Origin of the sequence: Nonomuraea zeae (assembly GCF_005889725.1) — a bacterium.
Lineage (GTDB): Bacteria > Actinomycetota > Actinomycetes > Streptosporangiales > Streptosporangiaceae > Nonomuraea > Nonomuraea zeae.
The window spans coordinates 1-25,567 of the sequence record NZ_VCKX01000179.1 but is presented as its reverse complement, the minus strand read 5'-3'; the positions used below and the strand labels follow the sequence as shown (position 1 = coordinate 25,567).

At 71.9% G+C, this 25,567-nt stretch carries 28 protein-coding genes and 1 pseudogene; 14 read left to right on the top strand and 15 right to left on the bottom strand.

All coding sequences use genetic code 11. The features are described 5' to 3' along the window. The first annotated feature begins 19 nt into the window (after positions 1 to 19). From ETD85_RS40555 to ETD85_RS40530, 6 genes are all read left to right on the top strand, one after another. The gene (locus ETD85_RS40555; RefSeq protein WP_138695143.1) at positions 20 to 541 is read left to right on the top strand and encodes a cellulose-binding domain-containing protein; all 522 of its coding nucleotides are present in this window, start codon (positions 20 to 22) and stop codon (positions 539 to 541) included. Positions 542 to 613: 72 nt separating this feature from the next. Beyond that, positions 614 to 937 carry a PadR family transcriptional regulator gene (locus tag ETD85_RS40550; protein WP_138695142.1) on the top strand — a complete coding sequence of 108 codons (324 nt, stop codon included), beginning with the start codon at positions 614 to 616 and terminating at the stop codon, positions 935 to 937. Between the two features lie 62 nt (positions 938 to 999). Continuing rightward, entirely contained in the window at positions 1,000 to 1,419 is a 420-nt protein-coding gene (locus ETD85_RS40545) for a hypothetical protein (RefSeq protein WP_138695141.1), read from the top strand. Between the two features lie 54 nt (positions 1,420 to 1,473). After that, positions 1,474 to 2,103 carry a TetR/AcrR family transcriptional regulator gene (locus ETD85_RS40540; protein ID WP_138695140.1) on the top strand — a complete coding sequence of 210 codons (630 nt, stop codon included), beginning with the start codon at positions 1,474 to 1,476 and terminating at the stop codon, positions 2,101 to 2,103. After that, on the top strand, positions 2,100 to 3,425 hold the full coding sequence (locus ETD85_RS40535; protein WP_138695139.1) for an MFS transporter: 1,326 nt from the start codon (positions 2,100 to 2,102) through the stop codon (positions 3,423 to 3,425). The genes ETD85_RS40540 and ETD85_RS40535 overlap by 4 nt, the downstream gene beginning before the upstream one ends. Beyond that, complete coding sequence (locus ETD85_RS40530) at positions 3,422 to 4,843, top strand: pyridoxal phosphate-dependent decarboxylase family protein (RefSeq protein WP_138695138.1); 1,422 nt, start codon at positions 3,422 to 3,424, stop codon at positions 4,841 to 4,843. Before ETD85_RS40535 ends, ETD85_RS40530 begins: the two co-directional genes overlap by 4 nt. A 59-nt stretch (positions 4,844 to 4,902) precedes the next feature. Here the strand turns inward: ETD85_RS40530 and ETD85_RS40525 are convergent, their stop codons facing one another. The 3 genes from ETD85_RS40525 to ETD85_RS40515 form a co-directional block, all read right to left on the bottom strand. Then, on the bottom strand, positions 4,903 to 5,331 hold the full coding sequence (locus ETD85_RS40525) for a PIN domain-containing protein (RefSeq protein ID WP_170247110.1): 429 nt from the start codon (positions 5,329 to 5,331) through the stop codon (positions 4,903 to 4,905). Then, positions 5,328 to 5,570, bottom strand: coding sequence for a type II toxin-antitoxin system CcdA family antitoxin (locus tag ETD85_RS40520; protein ID WP_138695136.1), 243 nt, complete (start codon positions 5,568 to 5,570; stop codon positions 5,328 to 5,330). The genes ETD85_RS40525 and ETD85_RS40520 overlap by 4 nt, the downstream gene beginning before the upstream one ends. Positions 5,571 to 5,831: 261 nt before the next feature. Beyond that, positions 5,832 to 6,962: a monooxygenase gene (locus tag ETD85_RS40515; protein ID WP_138695135.1), complete on the bottom strand. Its 1,131-nt coding sequence runs from the start codon at positions 6,960 to 6,962 to the stop codon at positions 5,832 to 5,834. 190 nt (positions 6,963 to 7,152) lie between these two features. Here ETD85_RS40515 and ETD85_RS40510 point away from each other — a divergent pair, with 190 nt between their 5' ends. Both ETD85_RS40510 and ETD85_RS40505 read left to right on the top strand, forming a co-directional pair. Next, on the top strand, positions 7,153 to 7,779 hold the full coding sequence (locus ETD85_RS40510) for a TetR/AcrR family transcriptional regulator (protein WP_138695134.1): 627 nt from the start codon (positions 7,153 to 7,155) through the stop codon (positions 7,777 to 7,779). A gap of 44 nt (positions 7,780 to 7,823) precedes the next feature. Continuing rightward, on the top strand, positions 7,824 to 8,309 hold the full coding sequence (locus ETD85_RS40505; protein WP_206059165.1) for a cupin domain-containing protein: 486 nt from the start codon (positions 7,824 to 7,826) through the stop codon (positions 8,307 to 8,309). A gap of 77 nt (positions 8,310 to 8,386) precedes the next feature. On the opposite strand, the gene ETD85_RS40500 is transcribed toward ETD85_RS40505, so the two are convergent. Genes ETD85_RS40500 through ETD85_RS40490 form a run of 3 tightly spaced genes read right to left on the bottom strand, consistent with a single transcriptional unit; the run spans position 8,387 to position 10,322 of the window. Continuing rightward, complete coding sequence (locus ETD85_RS40500; protein WP_138695133.1) at positions 8,387 to 9,070, bottom strand: HEAT repeat domain-containing protein; 684 nt, start codon at positions 9,068 to 9,070, stop codon at positions 8,387 to 8,389. Then, positions 9,070 to 10,020, bottom strand: a complete 951-nt coding sequence (locus ETD85_RS40495; RefSeq protein WP_138695132.1) for a WXG100-like domain-containing protein — start codon at positions 10,018 to 10,020, stop codon at positions 9,070 to 9,072. The genes ETD85_RS40500 and ETD85_RS40495 overlap by 1 nt, the downstream gene beginning before the upstream one ends. Continuing rightward, positions 10,011 to 10,322, bottom strand: coding sequence for a hypothetical protein (locus ETD85_RS40490; RefSeq protein ID WP_138695131.1), 312 nt, complete (start codon positions 10,320 to 10,322; stop codon positions 10,011 to 10,013). The genes ETD85_RS40495 and ETD85_RS40490 overlap by 10 nt, the downstream gene beginning before the upstream one ends. A 140-nt stretch (positions 10,323 to 10,462) precedes the next feature. Here ETD85_RS40490 and ETD85_RS40485 point away from each other — a divergent pair, with 140 nt between their 5' ends. Together ETD85_RS40485 and ETD85_RS40480 are read left to right on the top strand one after the other, a co-directional pair. After that, positions 10,463 to 10,852 carry a YbaB/EbfC family nucleoid-associated protein gene (locus ETD85_RS40485; RefSeq protein ID WP_170247109.1) on the top strand — a complete coding sequence of 130 codons (390 nt, stop codon included), beginning with the start codon at positions 10,463 to 10,465 and terminating at the stop codon, positions 10,850 to 10,852. Positions 10,853 to 10,865: 13 nt separating this feature from the next. Then, on the top strand, positions 10,866 to 11,246 hold the full coding sequence (locus ETD85_RS40480; RefSeq protein WP_138695129.1) for a YbaB/EbfC family nucleoid-associated protein: 381 nt from the start codon (positions 10,866 to 10,868) through the stop codon (positions 11,244 to 11,246). A 90-nt stretch (positions 11,247 to 11,336) separates the two neighbouring features. Here the strand turns inward: ETD85_RS40480 and ETD85_RS40475 are convergent, their stop codons facing one another. After that, positions 11,337 to 12,419, bottom strand: a complete 1,083-nt coding sequence (locus tag ETD85_RS40475) for a sensor histidine kinase (RefSeq protein WP_138695128.1) — start codon at positions 12,417 to 12,419, stop codon at positions 11,337 to 11,339. A 53-nt stretch (positions 12,420 to 12,472) separates the two neighbouring features. Beyond that, positions 12,473 to 14,419, bottom strand: a complete 1,947-nt coding sequence (locus tag ETD85_RS40470; RefSeq protein ID WP_138695127.1) for a family 10 glycosylhydrolase — start codon at positions 14,417 to 14,419, stop codon at positions 12,473 to 12,475. 216 nt (positions 14,420 to 14,635) lie between these two features. Here ETD85_RS40470 and ETD85_RS40465 point away from each other — a divergent pair, with 216 nt between their 5' ends. The 4 genes from ETD85_RS40465 (at position 14,636) to ETD85_RS67340 (ending at position 19,660) form a co-directional block, all read left to right on the top strand. Next, positions 14,636 to 16,150, top strand: coding sequence for a golvesin C-terminal-like domain-containing protein (locus ETD85_RS40465; RefSeq protein ID WP_138695126.1), 1,515 nt, complete (start codon positions 14,636 to 14,638; stop codon positions 16,148 to 16,150). 118 nt (positions 16,151 to 16,268) lie between these two features. Further along, positions 16,269 to 17,771 carry a sugar ABC transporter ATP-binding protein gene (locus tag ETD85_RS40460; RefSeq protein WP_138695125.1) on the top strand — a complete coding sequence of 501 codons (1,503 nt, stop codon included), beginning with the start codon at positions 16,269 to 16,271 and terminating at the stop codon, positions 17,769 to 17,771. Then, positions 17,761 to 18,723: an ABC transporter permease gene (locus ETD85_RS67345; RefSeq protein ID WP_338087217.1), complete on the top strand. Its 963-nt coding sequence runs from the start codon at positions 17,761 to 17,763 to the stop codon at positions 18,721 to 18,723. Before ETD85_RS40460 ends, ETD85_RS67345 begins: the two co-directional genes overlap by 11 nt. Positions 18,724 to 18,736: 13 nt before the next feature. Further along, positions 18,737 to 19,660 carry a D-ribose ABC transporter substrate-binding protein gene (locus ETD85_RS67340; RefSeq protein ID WP_338087216.1) on the top strand — a complete coding sequence of 308 codons (924 nt, stop codon included), beginning with the start codon at positions 18,737 to 18,739 and terminating at the stop codon, positions 19,658 to 19,660. Positions 19,661 to 19,683: 23 nt separating this feature from the next. Here the strand turns inward: ETD85_RS67340 and ETD85_RS40450 are convergent, their stop codons facing one another. From ETD85_RS40450 to ETD85_RS40420, 7 genes and pseudogenes are all read right to left on the bottom strand, one after another. Then, the gene (locus tag ETD85_RS40450; RefSeq protein WP_138695124.1) at positions 19,684 to 20,445 is read right to left on the bottom strand and encodes an SDR family NAD(P)-dependent oxidoreductase; all 762 of its coding nucleotides are present in this window, start codon (positions 20,443 to 20,445) and stop codon (positions 19,684 to 19,686) included. A gap of 19 nt (positions 20,446 to 20,464) precedes the next feature. After that, complete coding sequence (locus tag ETD85_RS40445) at positions 20,465 to 21,043, bottom strand: TetR/AcrR family transcriptional regulator (RefSeq protein ID WP_138695123.1); 579 nt, start codon at positions 21,041 to 21,043, stop codon at positions 20,465 to 20,467. 45 nt (positions 21,044 to 21,088) lie between these two features. After that, a complete protein-coding gene (locus tag ETD85_RS40440; RefSeq protein WP_138695122.1) occupies positions 21,089 to 22,069 on the bottom strand; it encodes a DUF2804 domain-containing protein in 981 nt (326 codons plus the stop codon). A gap of 13 nt (positions 22,070 to 22,082) precedes the next feature. Continuing rightward, entirely contained in the window at positions 22,083 to 23,282 is a 1,200-nt protein-coding gene (locus tag ETD85_RS40435) for a hypothetical protein (RefSeq protein ID WP_138695121.1), read from the bottom strand. Beyond that, the gene (locus ETD85_RS40430; RefSeq protein ID WP_138695120.1) at positions 23,279 to 23,788 is read right to left on the bottom strand and encodes a SigE family RNA polymerase sigma factor; all 510 of its coding nucleotides are present in this window, start codon (positions 23,786 to 23,788) and stop codon (positions 23,279 to 23,281) included. Before ETD85_RS40430 ends, ETD85_RS40435 begins: the two co-directional genes overlap by 4 nt. A gap of 77 nt (positions 23,789 to 23,865) precedes the next feature. Further along, positions 23,866 to 24,966, bottom strand: coding sequence for a glycosyltransferase family 9 protein (locus ETD85_RS40425; RefSeq protein ID WP_206059164.1), 1,101 nt, complete (start codon positions 24,964 to 24,966; stop codon positions 23,866 to 23,868). A gap of 246 nt (positions 24,967 to 25,212) precedes the next feature. Then, positions 25,213 to 25,567 (bottom strand): annotated as a pseudogene (locus tag ETD85_RS40420) (alpha/beta hydrolase); the annotation flags it as partial.

Genomic DNA, 25,567 nt, shown 5'->3' with positions numbered 1-25,567 from the left:
GTAGCGCAGGCAGCGTCAGATGTGTATAAGAGCCAGCGGCACGCTGGCCGGCGGCCCCAACTCCGGCATCCAGGACCCGCTCGCCCAGCGGCTGCTCCAGGGCTGCAAGCCGCAGTTCTGCTACATCGACGACATCGAGTCGTGGGCGACGAACGAGCTGACCATCAACTGGAACTCCCCGCTGGCCTGGGTCTCGTCGTTCCTGGCCGACAAGAGCGGGCGCTCGGACTGCCGGGTCCGCTACACCGCGCACGGCTCGTGGCCCGGCGGGTTCAACGGCCAGGTCGTGATCGAGAACACCGGCAAGGAGACGGTGGACGGCTGGAGCCTGCGCTGGTCCTTCCTGAGCGGCCAGCGCGTCCGCGACGCCTGGGGCGCGACGCTGACGCAGTCCGGCTCGACGGTGACGGCGACGAGCCTCGGCTGGAACGCCAAGATCAGACCGGGCAGGTCGGTGACGTTCGGCTTCAACGGCGCGAACGTCTCGGGGCCCAACCCGGCTCCCGAGGTCTTCCACCTGAACGGCGATCGCTGCAGGTAGCGAGGCGAACGCAACGCCCGGCGGCCGGCCGGGCGTTGCAGACGCTCCGTTGAACGGAATACTGTCGGCCCCATGCCCAGGGGAACGTCAGAAGTCAGCGAGCCGATGTACTTCGTGCTCACCGCGCTGCGCGCGGGCCCGCTGCACGGACACGCGATCAGCAAATCGATCAAGGAGCTGTCGGATGGCCGGGTCCAGCCCTCGGTCGGCACCCTCTACGGCATCCTGGAGCGCCTGAACGAGCGCGGCGTGATCGCCGTGGACCGCGAAGAGATGGTCAACGGCCGCAACAGACGCTATTTCCGGATCACCGATGAGGGTCAGGCCCTGGTGGAGGCCGAGGCCAGGCGGATGCAGGCGGCCGCCTCCCTCGTCCTGCGGCCGTTCGGCACCTGACGGCGCTCGACCCGAGGCCGCACTCAGGTGAGCCGTTCCGGGCTCCGGTACGTCCAAGGGTCATGAGGATTTGGCGAATCGCGCTCCTGCCGATGCTCCTGCTGGCCCTGACCGCCTCCATGCCGGCGGCGCAGGCCGAGAGCGCGCAGAAGAGGGTGCTGGTCGACTTCCGCAAGGAGGGCGGCTTCGCGGGGCTGAACGACCGGGTGATCGTCTACGCGAACAACTGCGTCCGGCTGAGCCGGCGTACCGGGCCGACCATAGACAAGTGCCTCACCGCCAAGGAGCGGCGGACGCTGCGGGCGTACCTCAAGAAGCTGAGGATCGGCCGCTCGGAGGCGCGGCCGCAGGGGGCGGACTTCATCAAGTACACGCTCGCCTACAACCGGCACCGGGCCAGCCGCTACCAGCTTCCCGCCTCGTGGCAGCCGGTCGTCCGGCACCTGGACAAGATCATGGAGAAGTACTGGGCGCCGGACTGATTCTCTCCATCAAGCGATTGACCGAGACAGGGTGGCCGAACTACCTTCTGTCCCATGACACCTGCGGACAGCGGACAGGTCACCCTGATCCTCAAGGTCGCGACGCAGCTGTTCGCGGCGCTCGGCTACGACGGCACCTCCACGCGCCAGATCGCCGAGGCCGCCGGGCTGAACATCGCCACCGTCAACTACCACGTGGGCGGCAAGCGGGAGCTCTACCTCGCCGTCATGGAGCGCGCGCACCAGGCCGAGAAGGCGGCACTCGACCTGGCGCTCGGCCGCCTGCCCGGCGACGACCCGGCCGCGGCCATCCACCGCCTGGTGGACGACTACCTCGACTTCTGCGTGGACAACCCCGAGGTGCCCGCCCTGTGGATGCACCGCTGGCTCTCCGACGCCAGCGACATCACCGAGCTGGAACGCCAGTACGTCAAGCCGCTGCTCGCCGCCGTTACCGGCGCGCTGGGCCCGGCGGTCGCGAACGGGCTGATCGACGAGCGGGTGGACCTCGAATACGCGATGTGGACGGTCATCTGGTCGGTGCACGGGTTCGCCAAGGGCGGCGTGCTGGACGACGAGGGCCGCCGCCGGGGCGCCGGTGACCGGGCGGCGCTGCGCCGCTTCCGCGCCCACCTGCACCTGACCCTGCACCGCACGCTCGGCCTCCCCGGCGACCCCCGATGACCGCCACCCAGCCGGGCTTAGCGCTCGGGCGCGACCGGCTGCTGGGCTACGGCGTCGGCTCGATCGGCACCGGCGTCTTCTCCGCGGTCCCCGGCCTGCTCCTCCTCTACTACCTGACCGACATGCTCGGCGTCCCCGCCGCCGTCGCGGGGGCCGTGCTCGTCGCCCCCAAGATCTGGGACGTGCTGCTCAACCCCCTCATCGGGGCCGCCAGCGACCGCGAGGCCGTGCGCACGGGCCGCAGGACGCGCCTGCTGGCGATCGGGTCGGTCGCGTTGCCGGTGGCGTTCGCGCTGATGTTCGCGGTGCCGGGGGACGTGCCAGGGGTGCTCTGGGCCGGGGCCGCGTTCCTGCTGGCGGCCAGCGCGTTCGCCTGCTTCCAGGTGCCGTACGTGGCCCTGCCCGCCGAGATGTCCGGCAGCCAGGCCGAGCGGACGAGGATCATGTCGTGGCGGGTGGTGTGCCTGACCGTCGGCATCCTCGTGGCGGGCGGCCTGGCCCCCGCCGTCGTCGATCTCGCGGGCGGCGGCCGGCCCGGCTACGCCGTCATGGGCGTCGTGATCGGCGCGGTGATGGCGGTGGCCCTGATCGCCGCGACGGTCGCGACGCGCTGGGTGCCGTCGGCCCCCGGGCCCACGCCGCTCGGGCCGGTGGCCGCGTTCCGCCTCGCCAGGGGCAACGTGCCGTTCTTCGCGCTGCTGGCCGCGTTCGTGATCCAGGCGCTGGCGGTGGCCGTGATGCTGGCCGGGGCGCCGTACGTGGCCTCGTACCGGCTGGGTGACTACGGGCTGACCTCGGTGATGTTCGTCTGCCTGGTCGGGCCGAGCATGCTGGCCGTGCCGGCGTGGGCCCGGCTGGCCCGCGCGTACGGGACCGTGCGCTGCTACCTGGTGGCCTCCGTCGGCTTCTGCGCGGTCGCGGTCGCACTGGTCCCGGCCATCGCCGCGGGCGGCCTGGCGGCCACGCTGGCGCTGACCGCGCTGGCCGGGGTCTGCTACGCGGCGTTGCAGCTGCTGCCTCTGTCGCTGCTGCCCGACACCGTGCACGCCGACGCCGCGCGTACCGGGCACGCGCAGGCGGGGGCGTTCACCGGGCTGTGGACGGCGGGAGAGACCGCCGGGCTGGCGCTCGGCCCCGGGCTGTTCGCGCTGGTGCTGGCCGGGTCAGGGTTCACCGCCGCCTCGGCCGAGTCGCCGGTCTCGCAGCCGCCCGGCGCGCTCGCCGGGCTGCTGCTCGGGTTCACCGCGCTGCCCGCCCTGCTCATGCTCATCAGCCTGCCGTTCATCCTCTGGTACGGCCGACTCTCGAAGGAGACCGCGTGAACCTCCCCCCGACCGGAAGGACCACCGAGGACCTGCTGGCCGAGGTCGCCCGGCTCAAGGCACACGACCTGCCCGTGCGCGGGGGCCAGGTGACCGCGTACGTCTACGACACCGGCCGGGCCGAGGTCAACGACGCCGCGACCGCCGCCTACCTGGAGATGCTGGAGGTCAACTGCCTCGACCCGACGGCGTTCCCCAGCGTGGTCGAGATGGAGCGGCAGGTCGTCGGCGCGGTCGCGGACCAGCTCGGGGGCGGCCACGGCATCTTCACCAGCGGCGGCACCGAGTCGATCATGCTGGCGGTGAAGGCCGCCCGCGACGCCTCCTCCCGGACCCGCCCGAACCTGGTCCTCCCGGTCACCGCCCACCCCGCCTTCCACAAGGCCGCCCACTACCTCGGCATCGAGGTCGTCGCCGTGCCCGTGGACCTGGAGACGTACCGGGTGCGGGCACGGGACGTGGCGGCGGCCGTCGGCGAGGACACCATCCTGGTGGTCGCCTCGGCACCGTCCTATCCCCAGGGCGTGATCGACCCGATCGAGGAGATCGCCGCCGTGGCGTCGGCGGCGGGCGTCCCGTTCCACGTGGACGCGTGCGTGGGCGGCTGGCTGCTGCCCTGGCTGCGGGCGGCGGGGGCGGAGATCCCGCCGTTCGACCTGTCGGTGCCGGGCGTCACGTCGATCTCCTGCGACCTGCACAAGTTCGGGTACGCCCCCAAGGGCGCCTCGGTCGTGCTCTTCGCCGATCCCGCGATGCGGCGCAAGGCGTACTTCGCCTCGGCCGGGTGGCCCGGCTACACGATCATCAACGCGACCGTGCAGAGCTCCCGGTCGGCGGGCCCGCTGGGCGGGGCGTGGGCCACCCTCCAGGCGCTGGGCCGGGAGGGCTACGTGGAGCTCGGCCGCGCCACGCTGGAGGCGACCGCCAAGCTGCGCGAGGGCATCGGGGCCATCCCCGGCCTGCGCGTGCTGGGGACGCCGGAGTCGTCGCTGGTGGCGTTCGCGGGGACGGGGATCGACGTGTTCGTGCTGGCGGACGAGGCCAGGGCGCGCGGCTGGTTCCTGCAGCCGCAGCTCTCCTACGCCGGCATCCCGGCCAACCTGCACATCACGGTCACCGGGGTGACGCTGACCGGGGTGGACGCCATGCTCAAGGTGATCGCCGAGTCGGCCGAGTCCGCCAGGGCCCGCGGCCCGGTGGTCCTGCCGGACGGGCTGGTGGAGCTGGTGGCGGAGCTGGACCTGGAGTCGCTGGACGACGCGGCCTTCGCGGAACTGGCCGCCTCGGTGGGGGTGGACCTGCGCCCGGGGGCGGGCCAGCCGGAGATGGCGGTGGTCAACGCGGTGCTGGACGCGCTGCCGGCGGCGAGCAGGGAGGCGGTGCTGGTGCGCTTCCTGTCGGTCATCTACGGCTCGTAAGGCGCTGGCGCAGACGGACCGACGACGCGGTCAGGCGTGTCCAGCCAGATCCGCGCGGCTTATTCGTCGGGGTCGGCTATCACCATGAAGTGCAGCGGCTCGTCCAGCGCTCGGGACACCCCCTCCCAAGGCCCTCGGTCGAGGGTGAGGATCGGGCAGACAGACGCGTCCGCCACTGCGGCGACGTGCGCGTCCCAAGGGCCGAGCCCGGTGCGGGCGATGACATCGGCCAGACTGGCCGCCTGCTCGGGGCCGGACAGCGGCGCGATGGTGACGGCGTCGAGCAGGTCCAGCCCGGCCAGCAGGTCGTCAGCCTCGTCGCTGCGCACGTCCAAAGAGGCGCCGACGAGCGCCAGCGTGGGCACCACGAGCGGCTGGTCGCGGGAGTCGTACGTCTGCATGAGCGTGATGAGCCCGAGGTCGCCGCGGGCGATCTCGATGAGGACGCCCGTGTCGATGATGTAGGGGGTGGGGGTGTGAGAGCTCACTGGTCGCGCTGGCTCTCCACGTGAGCGATCATCCTGGCCACCCGCGCCGTAACGGCCGGGTCTGCCTGGCCTTCTGCTACCTTCGCCTGCCAGAGGGCGCGGATGCGGCGTTCGCGATGGACCCGTTCGGCGAGGGCTTCGTTGACGTACGCCGACAGGTTGTCTGCGCGGCTCTCCGCGTAATCCAGCAGGTCAGCGTCCACCGTTACGGTGACGGCGCGCTTACGACTCTTGCTCATACCGGCATCATATGATGCTCATATGATGCCGTCGTCGCTTTGGCGCAACACAGTTCGGTGATCCCCTGTCCGCATGACTGTTAGCGCACTCCGTAATCGTACGAGCACTCTACGCAAGGCGGGGCCGCATTCCTGTCACCTGGTGAGGACGGCCACCGACTGGATATCCCCGCTGCCGGAGGAGTCCCGGCAGCGGGGGGCGGCAGAGCGCTTCGACTTCCCCTGCTCGCCGCCTCAAGCAGGGCACGCCTCCACACAGACCTACGCGGCAGACAGGATCGCGATCCCCAGGCACATCTCGTCGCTGGTCCCGTCGCCCCACACCACGTAACGCGGCGGCAGGTCGCGCAGTTGCGGCAGCTTGGCGCGCAGGGTCGCGTCATGCGTGCACGTCACCCGCAACGAGTCGCCGCGCTTGAGCGAGACCGGCGACGGCAGCAGCCGCAGCGACTGGTCGTCGAAGTTGTAGTCCGGCACGTCGAGGAGGGTCTTCGCCTTCGAGGTGCCGGGGTTGAGCTCGACCTTGATCGAACGGCCGAGGAGGTGCATGTGCCCGGCCATGGCGTGCAGCTTGGCCTTGAACTCGATGGGCATGTCACAGTGCTGGGTCGGCCCGGGTTCGAGCGGGCCGCACCGCTGGGCGAGCTCCGCCACCTGTCCCGTGATGTCCTCGCCGAACCGGCGGCCGACGTCCGCCACCGCGGCGGCCCGGTCGCACAGGGGGCCCGACTCCTGCGGCGTGCAGGGGAGCTCGATCGGCGCGGGGAAGAGCGCGGTCCGCAGTTCCTTCACCGGCCGGTCCGTGACGCGCAGGCGGATGCCGGACTGGTCGGTGCCCGGTTTGCCGTCTTCCGCACCCAGCAGGTTGTAGTGCACCTGCATGATCAACCGGCTGCCCGGCGGGAGCGGGTAGCCGTAGGCGGGGTCGAGGAGCGCTTCGTTGGTCCCGGGCGCCCAGTGCGCCACCCACGCCGCTCGCTCCACGCCGCCGTCACCGAAGCACGTCCAGCCCTGGCCGGGGGTGCGGTCGTCGAGGGCCTGCGCCTCGGCGGCCTGCTCGGGGGCGACCCTGAAGAAGATCGCGTGGTGGACGATACCGGTGTTCTGCGGCTGGAACTGCGCGCCGGTCAGGGACACCGCGCTCGCCAGCTTGGGGTCGACGAGGAAGCACCGGTAGTCGTCCGTGCCGCCGTTGGGCGGCCCCGGCGTGTATGGCTGCGCCATCTTGAGGTTGACGAACCGTTCGCCGGTGCGCAGCGGGGCCGCCGCCGGCGTGGTGGACGCGGCGGCGTGTCCCGCGTGTCCGACAGGTGCGGCGGTGCTCGACGCGCCGCACGAGGCGAGCAGGACGACCGCGGCGAGTAAGGCGGCCGTCCAGGCAAGTCGGTTCATGCCTCCACCATCGTCTTCGAGGGTGGTGCCCGGCATCCTTCCACGGGACGTTTCGCTTCGTCCGCAGGGATGACCCCCGGATCACACCGTGGTCGCGCCCGCCGATTTACGAAACCTGGGTTGCGTAATTGAGGTAAGTAGGTGTAGCGTCAATTTCGCTACTCAGGTAGCGGAAAAGGGAGGCTGCGGGATGACCGAGAGCGGCAGGCGCGGGCGGCCACGCCGGGCCGAGGTGGACGAGAGCGTGCTCAAGGCGGCCACCGAGCTGCTGCTGGCGCGCGGCTACGCGGGCCTGTCCACCGACGAGGTGGCCGAGCGGGCCGGGATCGCCAAGACCACGCTCTACCGCCGCTGGCCCACCAAGGACCACCTCGCCGTGGCCGTCGTGGCCAGGCTGCAGGCCGGGGACGAGATCACCGACACCGGCGACATCCGCCGCGACCTGCCCGACTACCTGGAGAAGATCGCCGCCGGGCTCAACCGCATGCGTGCCGCCGGGCGTACCCACGACGACCCGTCCGCGGGCACGGTGGCCGAGCTGGTCGCCGCCGCCGCCCGCCACCCCGACGTCGGCGAGCTCGAACGCGACCTGTACGCCCGCCGCAACACCTTGGCCCGCGCCCTGCTGGAACGGGCCGTCGAGCGCGGCGAGCTACGCGCCGACCTCGACGTCGAGGCCCTGTTCGACCAGCTCGCCGGCGCCCTGTACTACCGCGTGCTCATCACCGGCCTGCCCGTGGACCGGGCCTATGCCGAGCGCCTGGCCGACACCGCACTCCGCGGCGCCGCCCGGAGCAGCGACCGGGACAACGCCTGAAAAACGAACGCCCCCAGCAACGTCCGAAAGAAGAGGTACCGAACGTGTCGATCATCAACCCCCGTACCGCCGTCATCCGTTCCGTGGACGCGGAGGTCATCGGCGGCCCGCCGAGCACGGGCCGGATGCTGCTGGACGCCAGCGCCACCGGCGGCGCGCTGAGCACCATGCGCATCACCCTCGGCGAGGGCGCCGACGGCGCGGTCCCGCACACCCACACCACCGCCTCCGAGATGTTCTACGTGCTCGACGGCACCGTGCAGGTGCTGGCCGGGGAGGAGGTGCTGACGCTGGAGCAGGGTGACGTGGCCGTGGTGCCGCCCGACGTCGCCCACGCCTTCGCCGCCGCCCCCGGCCACGAGGCCGACCTGCTGATCGTGATCACGCCCGGGGTGGAGCGCTTCGAGTATTTCCGGCTGCTGGCCCGGCTGAAGGCGGGCGAGGCCACGCTGGAAGAGCTGCTGGAGTCCCAGGAGCTCTACGACAACCACTTCCTCGACAGCCCGGAGTGGCGCAAGGCCCGCTCCTAGCCGGTCCGCGCGAGGAGACCGCCGCGACCGGCGCCCGGCTGACCGGCCTAACAAGGCTGACCGGCTCGACGGCGGGACTAAGCGGTTCCGTCCTCGCGCAGCTCCGTCAGCCGCTCCTGGGCGAACGAGCGGATCTCCTCGTCCTCCACAGTGGCGGCACGCTCCAGGAGGCTCAGGTCCTCGTCGGACAGCCACGCGGCGGCCGCCGCGGCGAACAGCCGGGTCACCGGATCGCCTACTTCGAGCCGGACGGTGACGCCGGCCGGGTCGGGCTCCCCGGTCTCCTGGAGGACCAGCCACTCGGCCAGCTCTCTGACCTGGCCGGGGTTCAGACCTGCCGCCCCTGCCTGCATCTGCTCGACCGTGGCCTCGGCCAGGAAGTTGAGCACCTTCCAGCGGAGCGCGCCGTCGGGGTCCGCGCTCAGGTTCAGTACCTGGGCGATGGCGGGCCCATGCTGCTCGTCGGCGCTCGCCAGCACGACTTCGATCGCGAAGTACCGTACGTTGCGGATCGGGCTGGCGAGGAGGGCCGGGACCTCGTCCATCAGCGGGGCGGCGAGCTCGCCCAACTCCGACAGCACCCAGGCCCCCGTCCGCACGACCACCTCGTCGTCGCTGTGGAGAAGCCTGGTGAGGTTCTCGACGGGGTAGCCCTTGAACAACTCGTCCAGCAGATCGTTGGCCGCCGGGCCCACGACGCCGTCCTCGGCTGAATGCGTGCGGATGCGCTCGATCAGGTCGTCGCCTGTTTCCGTCTGCATCAGCTTCCCCCTCTTCCGAAGAGCCGTCTCAGGGCGGACTGTTCCCGATTGATTCTCTCCGCGTGACCGGCTTCGTAGCCGAGTCGCTCCTCCTCCTTCTTCCTTGTCTTGATGCTCTCCTCCAGGTCCTTCTTGAGCTTCGCCTTCTCCTCCGCCGTCATGTTCCTGGTGCTCTGCGGGATCTCACCGTGGAATTTGCCGGTCTGGTCTCTGCTGCCCGACCTGCGCCCGCCGCCGCGCCCGCCGCTGTTTCCACTGTTCGATCTGTTGTTCCTGCGGCCCATCTTGGCCATGCCGTCCTGGACGGAACGCGGGCCGGACGACGCCCGCACGCCTGCGGGCCTCATGGGGATGCCGCGCCCGCCCGCGCCGGCCAGTGCCGGGCTGCCGGGGCCCCCGGGGCGGCGCAGGTTGCCCAGGATGCGGCGCATCGGGTCGGTCACCCGCCGGGCCAGCGCGGGCGCCAGCACCTTGCCGGTGCCCTCGCCGCCCTCGCGCAGCACCTTGCCCATGGCGTGACGGGTCATGTACATGCGGGCCGTGGCCGCCGTCACGCCCACCGCGCCGCCGAACGCCACCGCCTGCACGACGGCGGTCAGCCCGGACGCCGCCTGCATGCCCACGGCGACCTTCACCGCGCTGACCACACCGGCCGTGCCTTCGAGCGCCACGGGCGCCAGCCGCGAAGCCGCGGCGGCCTCGGTGATGTGGCCGCCTTCTCCCCCGAGCTTGTTCCACTGGCCGGCCAGGGCCGTGGCGGACTCGCCGCGATAGACCGCCTGCGTCCTGCGGACGGACGCGTCGGCCTCCGCGCCGGCCGGCTCCGAGCCGGCCTGTACGACGCGCCAGGCGGCGGCGTCCTTCCTGATCTGATCCTCGTCGATGTTCGGCCACGGCATGCCGATCATCCCCATGAACCCGCTCAGCTCGGGCGGGAGCATCACGCCCATGTCTGGCCTATGGACTCGGCGTTGGCGGCTTCCGCGTCGCTGGTGGTCCTGGCGACGGCGACCATGCCCTCGCCCGTGCCGTCGATCTCTCCCGAGACCCCGGTGAGCGCGTTGAGCCCGATCTGGATGCATTCGGAGTACGCGGCGGTGATCCCGCCGAACAGCCCGTCATCTCCCCAGGAGGCGGCGCCGTTTCCCCGTTGCCTGAGCCACTGGATCGCGGCTTCGTAGTCCGCCCCGTGGGTGCTGACATGGGACCCCTCGCGCCCCACCGCTCCCGACGCGATCTCAAGTCCCGTCATGCCCACGAACCATATATGGACATATCATGACCCACGCAACTCTTTCTGTTCATGAGACGTACCTCTCACTGTCAAGATCGCGTTGGGGTGTGTCTACACTTGGCGGGCTCCGGCCCGCTCCCAAGTCTTCGGAGGTCGACATGCGGTCACCTGCGCCGGAGGACGACGCCGAGTTCCTGGCCCAGTACATCGCTCAGAGCCGCCAGATCATGCGCGGCCTGCAGGCGGCGCGCTCGGCCATCCAGCAGGTGGAGGGCTGGGCGAGGAGCGCTGACGGGATGGTCGAGGCGTCCGCCGGCGGCCAGGGCGCTCCGACCAGCCTGCGCATCGACCCGCGAGCACTGCGGCTCAGCGAGGCGGCACTCGGCGCGACGGTGACGGCGGTGCTGCGGGCGGCGCAGGACGACGCCGGGCGCCAGGCCCAGGAGATCGCCGACGAGGTCAACAGCAGGACCCCCGCCCTGCCGGAGCCGCTCGACGAGACTTTCGTCCGCGAACGGGTCGAGCAGGCGGCCCGCGATCTTCTCTAGTCTGGAGGCAAGCGTGTACGGCCCGCAGATCGACCCGGCCAACATCAGAGACCAGGATCTCGACGAGGCCGCCTACCAGGGCGAGCGGATGCTGGCCTGGCTGGACACGGCCCAGGAGGAGCTGGACAAGATCGTCGGCACCGGCGAGGCGGCGGACGGCCAGGTCAGGGCGACCGTCGACCCGAACGGCCGCGTCCTCGACGTCGCGTACGGTCCCCGTGCCCTGCGCCTGGGCAGCCACAAGCTGGCGGAGGAGACGCTCGCGGCGGTGGGGGCGGCGTGCGCGGACGCCGAGCGCCAGACCCACGACCTGATGCGCGAGGCCCTGCCCGGCTACGACCCGGCCGCGGCGAGCGCCGAGCTCGAACGCCTGCTGGGCGACGACTGGCGCTGACCCCTCGCGACCCCGCCCACCGGGCAACCGGCCGGAAGGGCCAGCCGGTGGGGAAGCAGCCGGTGAGGAGGGTCAGCCGGTGGGAAAGGGTCAGCCGGTGGGGAAGGTCGCCTCGACGTGGAAGCCGCCGTCCGGCTCCGTCCCCGACGCCAGCGTGCCGCCCGCGACCTCCACCCGCTGCCGCAGATCCAGCAGGTCCATCCCGGGGTCGGTGACGGTGACCCAGGCCTCCGGCAGGCCGGGGCCGTTGCGGACGCTGACGCGTACGGAGCCGTGGACGTAACGCACCCGCACCCGCACGTCCGCCCCGGGCGCGTGCTTGCGGACGTTGGCCAGCGCCTCCTGCACCACCAGGTACGCGGTACGCCCCACCAGGCCCGAGACCTGCTCGGGCAGCCCGTCCACGACCAGCTCCACCGGCACCCCGGCGCAGGCCGACTCGGTGACCAGCGGGCGCAGGTCGGGCAGCGGCAGCCCGAGGCCGAACCCCTCCCCGGTGCCGCGCCGCAGCAGCACCACCATGTGCCGCAGCTCCTCCAGCGCCTCGCACCCCGTGGCGCGTAACTCCTCGGCCGCCGCTCTGGCCCGCTCGTCGGCCGACGTCAGGGCCAGCACGCCGGCCTGGAGCACCATCCGGCTCACGCGATGGGTGACCACGTCGTGCAGCTCGCCCGCCAGCCTCTCGCGCTCGACCCGGTCGGCTCGTTCGGCCAGCTCCCCGCGCAGGCGCTGCCTGGCCGCCATGTACATCCCGTACAGGGCGGCGAGCGCGATCGCCGCCTCCGTGCGCAGGACCAGCGGCGGCCAGTCGGCGAGAGACAGCCCGGCCAGCGCGAGGGTGACCACCGGCAGCCACTGCGGCGCCCCGCGATGGCGGCCGGTCGCGAACGCCATCGCGCAGTAGACGGCGAAGGCGCAGGTGGGCGGCCAGACGAGCGCCTCGGTGCTGAGCGGCGCGGCGCCGGGGGCGAGCACGTGCAGCACGAGGGGCGCGATCGCCGCGCCGGCGCTGATCCAGGCGACGGTGAGCGGGGCTCTGCGCATCCAGAGCAGGGACACCGCCGCCGCCAGCAGCATCGCCAGGACCGGGACCGGATAGCCGGTCGCCAGCGTCAAACCCCCCGCGACCAGGACCGCGACCGCGTCGAGCGGTCGCGGACGGACAGCGTCCACCGACTCATCGTACGATCACCCGCCCGGCCTGCCCAGCCTCCGCCGGCCGGGCGTCAGACCTTCGTGACGCGGACCGCGTCGGCGATGACGTAGCCGGTCGCCGAGGTCCAGCGGCTCACGCCGACCACGTTGTGCGTCCCCGCGGCCAGCGCGTACGTCCCCAGCACCCGCCACTGCCCGCCGCCGGAGCGCTGGTCCACGGTGACCGTCTGGTTGCCGCTCGACGTGACCACGATGTAGGGCGTCGCGCTGTTGTACCCGGCGTCGGCCGGATGCCAGACCTCCACCCGATAGCTGCCCGCGCTCGGGATCGCCGCCTGGTACCAGGCCGGGTCGCTGGCGGCGACCGGGTCCGCGAAGCGGTAGTCGGTGCCGTGCAGCTGCCCGGAGAAGCTGGAGGTGCCCCAGCCGCCGCTGGCGGTGAAGCCGGCGTCGGCGTTGTCGATCACCACACTGAACGCCCCGCCGCCGGAGCCGGCCTGCTTGCCCGCGCTCGGCGCGCTCTCCTGGTGCGTCCGGTTGAGCGCGGTCACGTAGTAGGTGTACGTCCCGGTGCCGGCGGAGGTGTCCGTGAACGTGGTCTGCCTGGTCGTCCTGATCAGGTTGCGGGCGTCGGCGAAGAAGCAGGGGTCGGCGGTGGCCGGCGCGCCGTCCACCCGGTAGACCGCGTACGACGTGCCCGAACCGGTCCAGGCGAGCTGGACGCCGTTCGAGCCGCGGGTGGCCGAGGTGATCGAGGGCGCGGCCGGGGCGCTCGCCGAGCCGCGGGCCGGCAGCAGCGCGGGCTTGGCGTAGTGGGCGTTCACCAGCCGGGTGATCGCGCCGATCCGGTCGGCCTTGACGTCCTTGGCGCTGAAGAAGACGTCGCCGACCACCTCGGGATGCTGCCTGTTGTCGGTCAGGTGGTCGCTGAGCTCGGCCGGGTCCTGCCAGGCGGCCTCCTGCCCGGACGCGCCGGCCCGGTAGGCGGCCTGGCCGACGACGAGCTGCACGCCGGTGTCCCGCGCCACGTCGGACCACCAGGCGGTGAGCACCTCGTAGGCCGCGGTGGAGAAGCCGATGTGCCAGTAGATCTGCGGCGCGAGGTAGTCGACCCAGCCCTGCTTCACCCACTGCCGGCTGTCGGCGTAGATCGCGTCGTACGACTGCAGCCCCGAGGTGCGCGAGCCGAGCGGGTCGGTGCCGGAGTTGCGCCAGATGCCGAACGGGCTGATCCCGAACGACACGTGCGCCTTGGCCGCGTGGATGCGCTGGTCGAGCTCGCGTACGAGCAGGTTGACGTTGTTGCGCCGCCAGTCGGCGACGTTGGCGAAGGAGCCGCCGTACTGTGCGTACGCGGCGGAGTCCGGGATGGCCTGGCCGCTGACCGGATAGGGGTAGAAGTAGTCGTCCAGGTGCACGCCGTCCACGTCGTAACGCGAGACGGCGTCCATGATCGCGTCCTCGATGAAGTCGCGGACCTCCGGGATGCCCGGGTTGTAGTAGAGCTTCCCGCCGTAGGCGAAGCGCCAGCCGGGGTTCTTCCGCGCGGGGTGCGTGGAGACGAGCTGGCTCGGGTCGTCGTGGTTGGCGATCCGGTACGGGTTGAACCAGGCGTGGAACTCCAGGTTGCGCGCGTGGGCCTCGCTGACCATGAACGCCAGCGGGTCGTACCCGGGGTTGCCGCCCTGGGTGCCGGTCAGCCACTGCGACCACGGCTCGTACGACGAGGGCCAGAACGCGTCGGCCGTGGGCCGGATCTGCACCATGACGGCGTTCATGCGCTTGGCCACGGCGAGGTCGAGCCAGGCGCGGAACTCGGCCTGCTGCGCCGACACGCTGAGCCCGGTGCGGCTCGGCCAGTCGATGTTGGCGACCGAGGAGATCCACATGGCCCTGAGCTGGCGCTTGGGCGTGGCGGGGTCGGTCGCGCAGGCCGCCGCCGAGGCGGGGTCGAGGGCCACGATGCTGACGATTACGGCGGTGAGCGCCGCCAGGACGGTACGCAGGAGCGCGGTCACGAAAGGAAGTTTCAGTGCGATCGAATCAAAGCGCAATAGTTTTCACAACTTCGGTGGGGCCCAATCTCGGGCCCGATCTCGGGCCCGCTCTCGGCCCCGAGCCGAGGGCTCCAGGAGCGGGCGAAAAGTTTCACTTAACTCATCAGTAATGTCAATTATCGACATTTGTCAGAGGTTGAAATACGGTGCAGCCGTTACCACCAACGAGGAGCACCCATGACTCTCGCCCGCACGCGATTAGCCGCCCTCGCCACCTCGATCCTCGCCGTCCTCCTCATCTCCGCAGGCCAGCCCGCTCTGGCTGTGGCCAAGGACGCCCCACTGCCCGCGGCCTTCGCCAAGGCCGCCGCCGCCAGCGACGTCCCCCGCGACCTGCTCGTCGCACTCGCCTACGCCGAGACCCACCTCGACGGGCACAACGGCGAGCCCAGCGCCAGCGGCGGCTACGGCCTGATGCACCTGGTCAGCAACCCCACCAACCACTCGCTCGAGAAGGCCGCCGAGCTCACCAAGCTCCCGGTCGCGCAGCTCCGCTCCGACGACGAGGCCAACGTCCTCGGCGGCGCGGCCGTGCTGCGCGCCCACGCCGACGCGCTCGGCCTCGACGAGACGGCCAGGAAGGACCCCGGCCGCTGGTACGAGGCCGTGGCCAAGTACGGCAACGCCTCCTCCCCCGAGACCGCCCGCCTCTACGCCGACGCCGTCTATGAGCAGCTCGGCCTCGGCATCGACACCCGCGGCGTGCAGGTCAAGCCGCAGGAGGTCACCGCCGACCGCGGCGAGTACGCCAAGACGCGCGACCTGAACGCGCAGGCCGCCGTGGCCAGCCCCGACTATCCGCCGGCCGCCTGGGTGGCCGCCAGCACCAGCAATTACCGCGTCTCCAGCCGCGAGACGAGCTACAACATCGACCGGGTGGTCATCCACGTCACCCAGGGCTCGTACGCGGGCACCATCTCCTGGTTCCAGAACCCGAGCGCGCAGGTCTCGGCCCACTACGTGGTCAAGTCCTCCAACGGCGCCATCACCCAGATGGTGCGGGACAAGGACGTCGCCTGGCACGCCGGCAACTCCACCTACAACAACCGCTCCATCGGCATCGAGCACGAGGGCTACGTCGCCGACGCCTCGTGGTTCACCGACGCGATGTACCGGGCCTCCGCCGCGCTGACCCGCGCGCTCTGCGACAAGTACGGCATCCCCAAGACCCGGACCGGCATCATCGGCCACAACGAGGTGCCCGGCGCGACCCACACCGACCCGGGCTCGCACTGGAACTGGACCACGTACATGAACTACGTGACCGGTGGCGGCGGCACCCCGTCCTGGACGACGACCATCGACAACGCGACCTCGGGCCAGTTCACCGCCAGCGCGAACTGGGGCACATCGACCTACTCAACCCAGCGCTACGGCGCCGACTACCGCTTCGCCGACCCGGTCGCCGCCAGCGACCCGGCGTGGTACTCGGCCACGATCCCGAGCGCGGGCACCTACCAGGTCGAGGTCTGGTATCCGGATGATCCCGGATACAACAGCTCGGCGCCGTACATCGTGGCGACGTCGAGCGGCAACCAGACCGTCTTCGTCGACCAACGCGCCGGCGGAGGAGCCTGGCACAGCCTGGGCACCTTCTCGCTGAACGCCGGCACCTACAACGCCGTCGGCATCAGCCGGTGGACCTCCGGCACCGGCCTGGTCATCGCGGACGCGGTGCGCATCAGCAAGTGATCCGGCACGGTCCGCGCCCGAACCCCCCTCGGGCGCGGACCGTCCTGCCGCTCCGGGCAGATGACCAGAACTCTCAGTTCATGATTCATCACCCTGGGTAACGGATAATCATCTCCATGTGAGCGAGGAGCTACTCAAGGCCGAGGGACTGCGCAAGGTGTTCCCCGGCGTGGTCGCGCTCGACGGCGTGGACCTGAGTCTGCGCACCGGCGAGGTGCACGTCCTGCTGGGCGAGAACGGCGCCGGCAAGAGCACGCTCATCAAGATCCTCTCCGGGGCGTACCGCCCCGACGGCGGCCGGGTCCTCGTGGACGGCCACCCCGTGGACCTCCGTACGGCGGGCGACGCCCAGCGGCTCGGCATCGCGACCATCTACCAGGAGTTCAACCTGGTCCCGCAGCTCACGGTCGCGGAGAACCTGGCGCTCGGCCGCCCGCCGCGCAGGTTCGGCCTCGTGGACGTCCGGCGCATGGAACAGGACGCCCGGCGGCTGCTCGACCGGGTCGGCGTGAACACGCACCCGCGCACCCTGGTCGGCAGGCTGGGCATCGCGCGCATGCAGATGGTGGAGATCGCCAAGGCGCTGGCGCTGGACGCCCGCGTGCTGATCATGGACGAGCCCACCGCCGTGCTCACCACGAGCGAGGTCGCCAAGCTGTTCGCGATCGTGCGGCAGTTGCGCGACGAAGGCGTGGCGATCGCCTTCATCACCCACCACCTGGAGGAGATCGCCGAGATCGGCGACCGGGTGACCGTGCTGCGCGACGGCAGGTCCGTGGCCGAGGTGCCGGCGAACACCCGCCAGGACGAGCTGGTCGGCCTCATGGTCGGCCGGCCCATCGACCAGCAGTACCCGCGCCGGCCATCCGCCAGGGGCGAGCCGCTGCTCCAGGTGTCCGGGCTGACCCGCAGGGGCGCCTTCGACGACGTGTCGTTCGAGGTGCGCGCGGGCGAGGTGGTCGGCGTGGCCGGGCTCGTGGGGGCGGGCCGCACGGAGGTGGCGCGGGCGGTGTTCGGCGCCGACCGCTACGACTCGGGCGAGGTCCTCGTACGCGGCGAGCGGCTGCCGTCCGGCGACGTGCACGCCGCGATGGAGGCCGGGCTGGGCCTGGTGCCCGAGGACCGCAAGGGCCAGGGCCTGGTGCTGGGCGCGGGGATCGGCGAGAACCTCGGCCTGGTCACCATGCGCGACGCCACCCGGGCGGGCTTCGTGGACCGCGCCAGGCTGCGCACGGCCGCCGCGCGGGTGGCCGAACAGCTCGGCATCCGGATGACGGGGCTGGACCAGGAGGTGCGCACGCTCTCCGGCGGCAACCAGCAGAAGGTCGTCATCGGCAAGTGGCTGGTCGCCGACGCGCACGTGCTCATCCTCGACGAGCCGACCCGGGGCATCGACGTCGGGGCCAAGGTCGAGATCTACCAGCTCATCAACGCGCTCACCGAGTCCGGGCACGCGGTGCTGATGATCTCCAGCGATCTGCCGGAGGTGCTCGGGATGAGCGATCGGATCCTGGTCATGGCGCGGGGGCGGCTCGTCGGCGAGCTGCGCGCGGCCGAGGCCACGCAGGACGACGTGATGGCGCTGGCCGTCACGGAGGTGGAGGGATCTCGTGCCCGGTAAGACGCTCGCCCGCCGGTCGCCGGCGGCCATCTGGTTCGCCGAGAACGGCGCGCTGGCGGCGCTCGTCGTGCTGGTCGTGGCGCTGTCCCTGCTGTCGTCCGACTTCCTCAGCGTGACGAACCTGCTCAACGTGGGCGTCCAGGCCGCCGTCACCGCGATCCTGGCCTTCGGGGCGACGTTCGTGATCGTGACGGGCGGCATCGACCTGTCCGTCGGCTCCGTCGCGGCGCTGTCCGCGATCACCCTGGCCTGGACCGCGACCACCGCCGGGCTGCCGTGGCCGCTGGCCACGGTGATCGCGCTGGCCGTCGGCGTCGCGTGCGGGCTGGTCAACGCCGCCCTCATCGCGTACGGGAAGCTGCCGCCGTTCATCGCCACGCTGGCCATGCTCGGCATCGCCCGGGGTCTGGCCCTGGTCATCTCGCAGGGCAGCCCGATCGCGATGCCGGAGGCGGTCTCCCACCTCGGCGACACCATCGGCTCCTACCTGCCGATCCCGGTCATCGTCATGGTGATCATGGGCGTGATCGCGGCCGTGATTCTCAACCGGACCTACCCCGGCCGCGCCATGTACGCCATCGGCGGCAACGCCGAGGCCGCGCGGCTGTCGGGCATCAAGGTGGACCGGCAGCAGCTCGTCACGTACGCGCTGTCCGGCGGCTTCGCGGCGGTGGCCGGGATCGTGCTGGCCAGCCGCCTGGCCTCGGCGCAGCCGCAGGCGGCGGCCGGCTACGAGCTCGACGCGATCGCGGCCGTGGTGATCGGCGGGGCGAGCCTGTCCGGCGGCAAGGGCCGGGCGCTGGGCACGTTCGTCGGCGCGCTCATCCTGGCCGTCCTGCGCAACGGCCTGAACCTGCTGTCGGTCTCGGCGTTCTGGCAGCAGGTCGTGATCGGCGTGGTCATCGCGCTCGCGGTGCTCGTGGACACCCTGCGGCGCAGGGGCACAAGTTAGAAGGAGACTCACCATGCGGATTCCCGCGCTAGTCATGACCGCGCTCTGCCTGACCGCCTGCGGCTCGTCCGGGGGCGGATCCTCCGGCACGGAGGACATCAAGATCGGCATGTCGGTCTCCACGCTGAACAACCCGTACTTCGTCCAGCTCCGCGACGGCGCGCAGGCCCAGGCGAAGCAGCTCGGGGCCACGCTGACCGTCACCGACGCCCAGAACGACGCCTCCCAGCAGGTCAACCAGGTCCAGAACTTCACCAGCCAGAGCATGAAGGCGATCATCATCAACCCGGTCGACTCCGACGCCGCGACTCCGGCGGTCAAGGCCGCCGACCGGGTGAACATCCCGGTGGTCGCCGCCGACCGGGGCGTCAACGGGGCCGAGGTCGCGCAGACCGTGGCCTCCGACAACGTGGCCGGCGGCAAGCTCGGCGCGCAGGAGCTGGCCAAGCAGATCGGCGAGCGGGGCAACGTGGTCGTGCTCCAGGGCACGCCCGGCACCTCCGCCTCCCGCGACCGCGGCCAGGGCTTCGCCGAGGGCATCGCGGCCTACCCCGGCATCAAGGTCGTGGCCAGGCAGCCGGCCGACTTCGACCGCACCAAGGGCCTGGACGTGATGACGAACCTGATCCAGTCGCATCCCGGCGTGACCGGCGTCTTCGCGGAGAACGACGAGATGGCGCTGGGCGCGATCAAGGCGCTCGGGTCGAAGGCGGGAGCACAGGTCAAGGTGATCGGCTTCGACGGGACACCCGACGGGATCAAGGCGGTGCGGGCCGGGACGATGGCCGCGACCGTGGCCCAGCAGCCCCGCCTGCTGGGCCAGGAGGCGGTGAACGCGGCCGTCAAGCTCGCCAAGGGCGAGACGGTCGAGAAGACGGTGGCGGTGCCGGTCAAGGTGGCGACAAAGGAGAACGCCGCGGAGTTCCAGACGTCGTGACCGGCGGGATCGCGGAGCACCGGTCAGGCGGTGGCCCCGCCGTCGATCACGTGGTCCTGCCCCACGACGAAGGCTGACTCCGGCGACGACAGCCACAGCGCCGCGGCGGCGATCTCTTCCGGCGTGGCGACCCGGCCGATCGGCAGCGCGTCCTTCATGCGCTCGTCCCGGTCCGCCGGGCTCTCGCCGGGGCGCATCGACATGGGCGAGTCGACGGGACCCGGGCTGATGGCGTTGATGCGCACCCCTTCCGCGATGTACTCGCGGGCCGCGGTGCGGGTCAGGAAGCTCACTCCGGCCTTCGACGCGACGTAGGCGCCCGCGCCGGGCAGCCGCCAGTGCGCGCCGAGGTTGGAGGCCACGTTGACGATGACGCCGCCGCCCTGCGCCCGCATGTGGGCGATCTCGTGCTTCATCGACAGGAACATGCCCTTGAGGTTGACCGCGAGCACGTCGTCCCAGACGTCCTCGTCGTAGTCGGCCAGCGGCGCGACCCGGCCGAAGATCCCGGCCGCGTTGAACGCCACGTCGAGCCCGCCGAAGCGCGAGACGGCGGCCTCGACCATGGCGGCGACCTCCGCCGACCTGGTCACGTCCACGGCGTACGCGCTCGCCCGGCCGCCGTCCGCCTCGATCAGCTGCACGACCTCCGCGAGCCTGGCGGCGTCGCGCCCGGCGACGAGCACCGCCGCGCCCTCCTTCGCGTACGCGAGCGCCGCCGCGCGCCCCACGACCCCGCTCGCGCCCGTGACGAGCGCGACCTTCTCCGCAAAACGCACTGTCATAATTCCATACCAATCGTTCTCATATTTGGACGGCCGTCATCGCCTGATCGACCGCGTCACGCAACCGGCGCGGATCGGGGTCGGCCCTGCCGAGCACCCGGAGCCCCTGCAGCAGCACCAGCAGGAACCTGGCCAGCGCGTGGGGATCCTTCTCCGCCGGGATCTCCCCCTGGGCGCGCGCCCTGACGAGCGTCGAGGCGAGCGCCGTCTCCAGCCCGGCCCAGCTCGCCACCACCCGGCGCGAGACGACCGGGTCGCTCGCGCCGAACTCGACGGCCGTGTTGACCACCATGCAGCCCCGCCGCAGCTCGTCGGCCAGGCATTCGGCCACGTAGGAGTCGAGGAAGGCGCGCAGCGCGGGCAGCGCGGGGCCCGGCTGGGACAGCGGCTCGACCACGTCGTGCTGCTCCAGGTAGCGCTCCAGGGCCTTCAGATAGAGCTCGCGCTTGCCGCCGAAGGTCCCGTAGATGCTCGCCCGGGCGATGCCCAGGCGCTCGACGAGGTCCGCCATCGAGGTCGCCTCGTAACCGCGCTCCCAGAACAGCTCCAGGGCGGCCTGCAACGCGGTCTCCGGATCGAACTCCTTGGTCCTTGCCACGCCCGCAAGCTAGCACAATCGAGAACGATTGGTCTAATTAGGCGGTCACCAGCGGTTGCGGGCCTCCTCCGCCCAGCCGGTCAGGCCGTCGAGCTCCACCCAGGTCCCGTCGTCGGCCTGCGCCCTGCCGCCGAAGTGGCCGAAGCACTGATGTGTCTCCGAGCCGACCAGCCCCAGCTCCGTACGCGACACCTTCTCGTGGAACGGCGTGAACTCGGCCTGCACCCGATCCCCGATGACGCGCCACGGCCGCAGCCAGTCCGAGCGGTCGTAGACCCACTCCAGCTCCGCCCCGATCTTGTGCAGCCGCCCGTCCACGAACAGGGCGTTCTCCGTCATCCCGGTGCCGTCGGTCCATTTGCCGCCGAGCTGGATCGACCGCCCAGGACCGCTGCCCGCGGCCCAGTTCCAGGTGACGGAGTAGGGCCACTTGCCGCGGCCGTGGTCGAGCACCGCGAAGGCGTCCTCGCCCACCTCGTGCACGGTCGTGCCGAGCGTGAGCCGGCCGTGTACGGGACGGCCGACGTCCTTGACCGTGTACTGGAAGCGGCGCGGCCCCCACGGGACCACCACCCCGAGGGACTCGTGCCCCTCGGGCAGCGGCACCTCCAGGTCCAGCGCCACCCCCCGGGCCACCGCCCGCAGCGTGGTGCCGCCCGGAGCCTGCTCGATGGCGATGCGCACGCCGCCGCCCGCCACGCGGGCCGTCCCCTCGCCGCTGCGCGGCGGGAAGGCGGCCCCGCGGGCCAGCGGCACCACGGCGTCCTCGCTGATCTCGGCACCGGTGGCGCGGTCGAGCACGTAGAGGCCGTGCACGCCGGCGTAGTCCAGCGACGACGCCACCAGGCCGATCACGTGGGACGGGGTGACGATCCCCCAGTACTCCCAGCGCTTGGCCCGGCCCCAGCCGCGCAGGTTCGCGCGATGCAGCGGGCGCCGGGTCCATCCGATCGCCGCAGGATTGAGCCGGCCGTCGGGCAGGCAGAGGTCGACGGGCTCGGTGATCTCCCGCTCATGGGTCGACATGGGGAGAAACGTACTATCTGGGGGTCAGCACCCCGCGCCACGCCCCTTCGCGGTCGCTGTCGCGGTTGCGCGTGAGCTGGGTGGTCCTGCTGCCGTCCACGCTCACCAGCACCAGGCCGTTGTTGAACTCGTCGTCGCACTCGCCCGCGCAGCCGAGCGCGATGACGTTGTCGTCGTCCGCCCAGGCGTGCAGTTGCAGCACCTGCTGGCGGCCGGCGACCTTGCCCGTCGCGGCCTCCGTGATCTCCGTCGGCAGCCCGTCCGGGCCGAGGACCAGCCGGCCGTCGGGCGAGGTGGCCGAGATCCGCGAGTAGCCCACGTACCGCTGCCCCTCGGGGGCCTCCTGCCGCTCGCCGTCGAGGGTGTAGAAGACCCGGTCGGGCCGGGTGGACGTGGGGCCCCAGATCAGCTTGCCGTCCAGGCTCCAGCCGAGGTCCTGGCGGCCGTTCCCGTTGGTGATCGGCTCGTCGCTCAGGTGGCCGGGCAGCGGCGGCAGCTCGTGGTAGTCGGCCGTGCCCCCCGGCACGTCGATGAGGTAGTAGCCGGTGCGCGGGCTGCCTGCCATGCTCGGCCCCGCCTGGTCGCCCTTGCCCACCAGGATGTCCGGATAGCTGGAGTAGGCGGTGGCCAGGATCCTGGTGCCGTCCGGGGACCAGGCGACGGACGCCACCGGGTGCTCCAGCTCGATCCAGGTCAGCATCTGGCGGGTGTTCAGGTCGAGCACGCCCAGCCGCCTGCTGAGCAGGTCGCCTTCGAGCACGGCCGCGACCTGCAGGCCCGGGGCGACGTCCACCCACGCGTACGGGGTCCGCTCGTAGCCGTCGGTGCGCGGGTCGTACAGGAACCAGGTCCGCCGGACCCGCACCTGGTCCTCCCCGATCGCCTCCCGCCCGGTCGTGTAGTACGCCGACATGGCCATCCCCCCGGCGGCGATCAGCTTGGCCGGCGGGCTGTTCTCCGTGTCGGCCCGAACGTCGGACGGCGCGGGCGACGGCCGGGCCGGCAGCGTGACGCCGGCGGCGGGCCGCACGACGGGCGCCGGCTCACGCTGTCCGGTGACGAACACGGCCACCGCCGCGATCATCGCCACCACCAGCACCGCCGCACCCGCCGGCGCCCAGGAGCGCCTCCGTAGCGCCCGGTCGGCCAGATCGTGCGGCACCCTGGCCTCGTCGGCCCAGTCCTCCATCGTGTCGCGCAGCATTCGGGTCACGTGGCCACCTCCAGTGCCTGTGCCAGATCGGGGGCGAGATCGCGCAGCCGGGCCAGCGACCGGTGCGCCGTGCTTCTGACCGTCCCGACGGAGCAGCCCAGCACCCGGGCGACCTCCTGCTCGGGCAGATCCTCGAAATATCTCAGCACCAGCACCGCGCGCTGGCGGGCCGTGAGCCGGGCCAGGGCCGAGCGCAGCACCATGCGCAGCTCGCTCTGGTGGTGCGCGTCGCGTCCGGCCAGCTCGGGCGGGCTCGCCTGCACCACCTCCCCGCGCCGCACGCTCGTCCGCCACCAGCTGATCTGCTGCCGGTACATGATCTGCCTGACGTACGCCTCCGGCGCCTCCACCCGGCGCCACCTGGCCGCCAGCTTCGCCAGCGCGGTCTGCACCAGGTCTTCGGCCGTGTGCTGGTCACCACCGGTGAGCAGGAACCCGAGCCGCATGAGGGCGGGCGATCGCTCGGCGACGAACTCGCGGAACCGTTGCTCATCCGCGGGGTCCACGTTCACCTCCAAGGGTTGGACATCACCCTCTGAGACGCCCGCGGCGGGCTCCGCTATGCGACCCTGCCCCCGTCACTTTAGGAGAGCAGGTCCTCCGCCTGCTCCGTCACCCGGTCCGCCGAGACGTCGAGCACCCATGACCCGTCGTGCGAGCAGGGCTCGGCTCCCGGGTCCACGCGGCCGGCTCCGCAGCTCGGGCAGGTCGTGGCCCAGGAGACGAGCGGCCGGTGGCTGGTCCTGCTGAGCGGGCCCGCGTTGATCAGGTTGCCGCACCAGTACACGGAGACCGTCGGCGTGCCGACGGCGGCGGCCAGGTGGCGCGGGCCGGTGTCGTTGGCGATCACCAGGTCGCACCGCTCGTAGAGCGCCGCCAGCCCGCAGATGCCGAGCGCCCCCACGACCGGGAACGCCGGGCGGCGCATCGCGGTGACCACGCCCATGACCAGGTCCAGCTCCGCCCGCGTGCCGGTGACCGCCACCGGGCGCCCGATCCGGTCGGCCACCTCGGCGAAGCGCTCCACCGGCCAGCGCCGCCTCGGGTCCGTCGCGCCCGGGTGCACGGCCACCAGCCCGGCCGGCGGCGGGCCCAGCGTGCGGCCCAGCTCGGCGCGGTCGGCCGCGGTGACCGCCAGCCGCGCCTCCAGCCCGCCGGGCACCCCGCCGACCAGGGCGGCGACCTCCAGGAAGCGCAGGGTCTCGTGGTGGTGGTCCCCGTAGGGCACCCAGCGGTCCAGGCGCTCCGCGCCGGGCGCCCGCAGCCCCGCGCTCACCCTCGCCCCCAGCCGCCGGACGAACGGGTTGGAGAAGCGCCCGCCCCCGTGGATCTGCACCGCCAGGTCGAAGCCGCGCTCCCGCAGCCGCGAACACAGCCCGTCCGGCACCGCGTGCCCGGACTCCAGCGTGGACACCCCGGAGATCGGCGGCAGCGCCACCACCTCGTCCACCGGCCCCGGCCGCCCGGTGAGGAACTCCTCGTGCCACGGCCGGCCGAGCAGGGTCAGCCGCGCGCCGGGGTAGGCGCGCTTGAGCGCCTCCAGCGCCGGCACGGCCAGCAGGTAGTCGCCCAGCGCGTTGGCCCGCAGCACGGCGATCCGCCGCACGCCGCCGACCAGCGCCGTCGCGGCGTCCGCGAACGCCCCGAGGTCCGAAGGCGCCCCTGGGCCCGAAGGGTCGTGCACAGCCGCGGGCTACCCGGAAGGGCCCGTCCCTAACTCGCTCAAGGAGCAGCCGCTTTGTCGTGCGCTTGACCGGCTGGCGGCGGCCCCCCGATGGCCGGCGTTCGCCCTGTGGCTGGCCGGCGGCGCGCGGCCGGCAGAGGCGGCGCTGGTGCGCTCGCTGGGGGGCGAGCTGCGGGTGCTCGACCACCTGCCCGACCGCTCGACCACCGCCGTCATCGGCCGCATGCGCTCCCTGCCGTGAGACGCCTAGAGGAGGGTCTTCTCCAGCCAGGGGCGCAGGATCGGCAGCACGTTCGCCGGCTGCATGGCGCTCATGTGGTCGAGCCCGTCGAGCACCGCCACGTCCCAGCCCAGCGTCTCCAGCTCGGCCCGGTGCCGCGCGAGCGTGCCGCCGATGCTCACCCGCACCCCGCCCCACCGCTCGTCGTAGTCGATCTCGTCGGCCGACCCGGCGAAGCACAGCCGGGGGCACGACAGCCGGACCGTCCGGTCGTCGAACCCCCGCAACGCCTCGTACAGCGTGACGAACTGCCGGGTCTGCTCGACGCCGAGGGTCATCTCGGCCGACGACCAGTCGTACTCCTCTCTCTTATACACATCT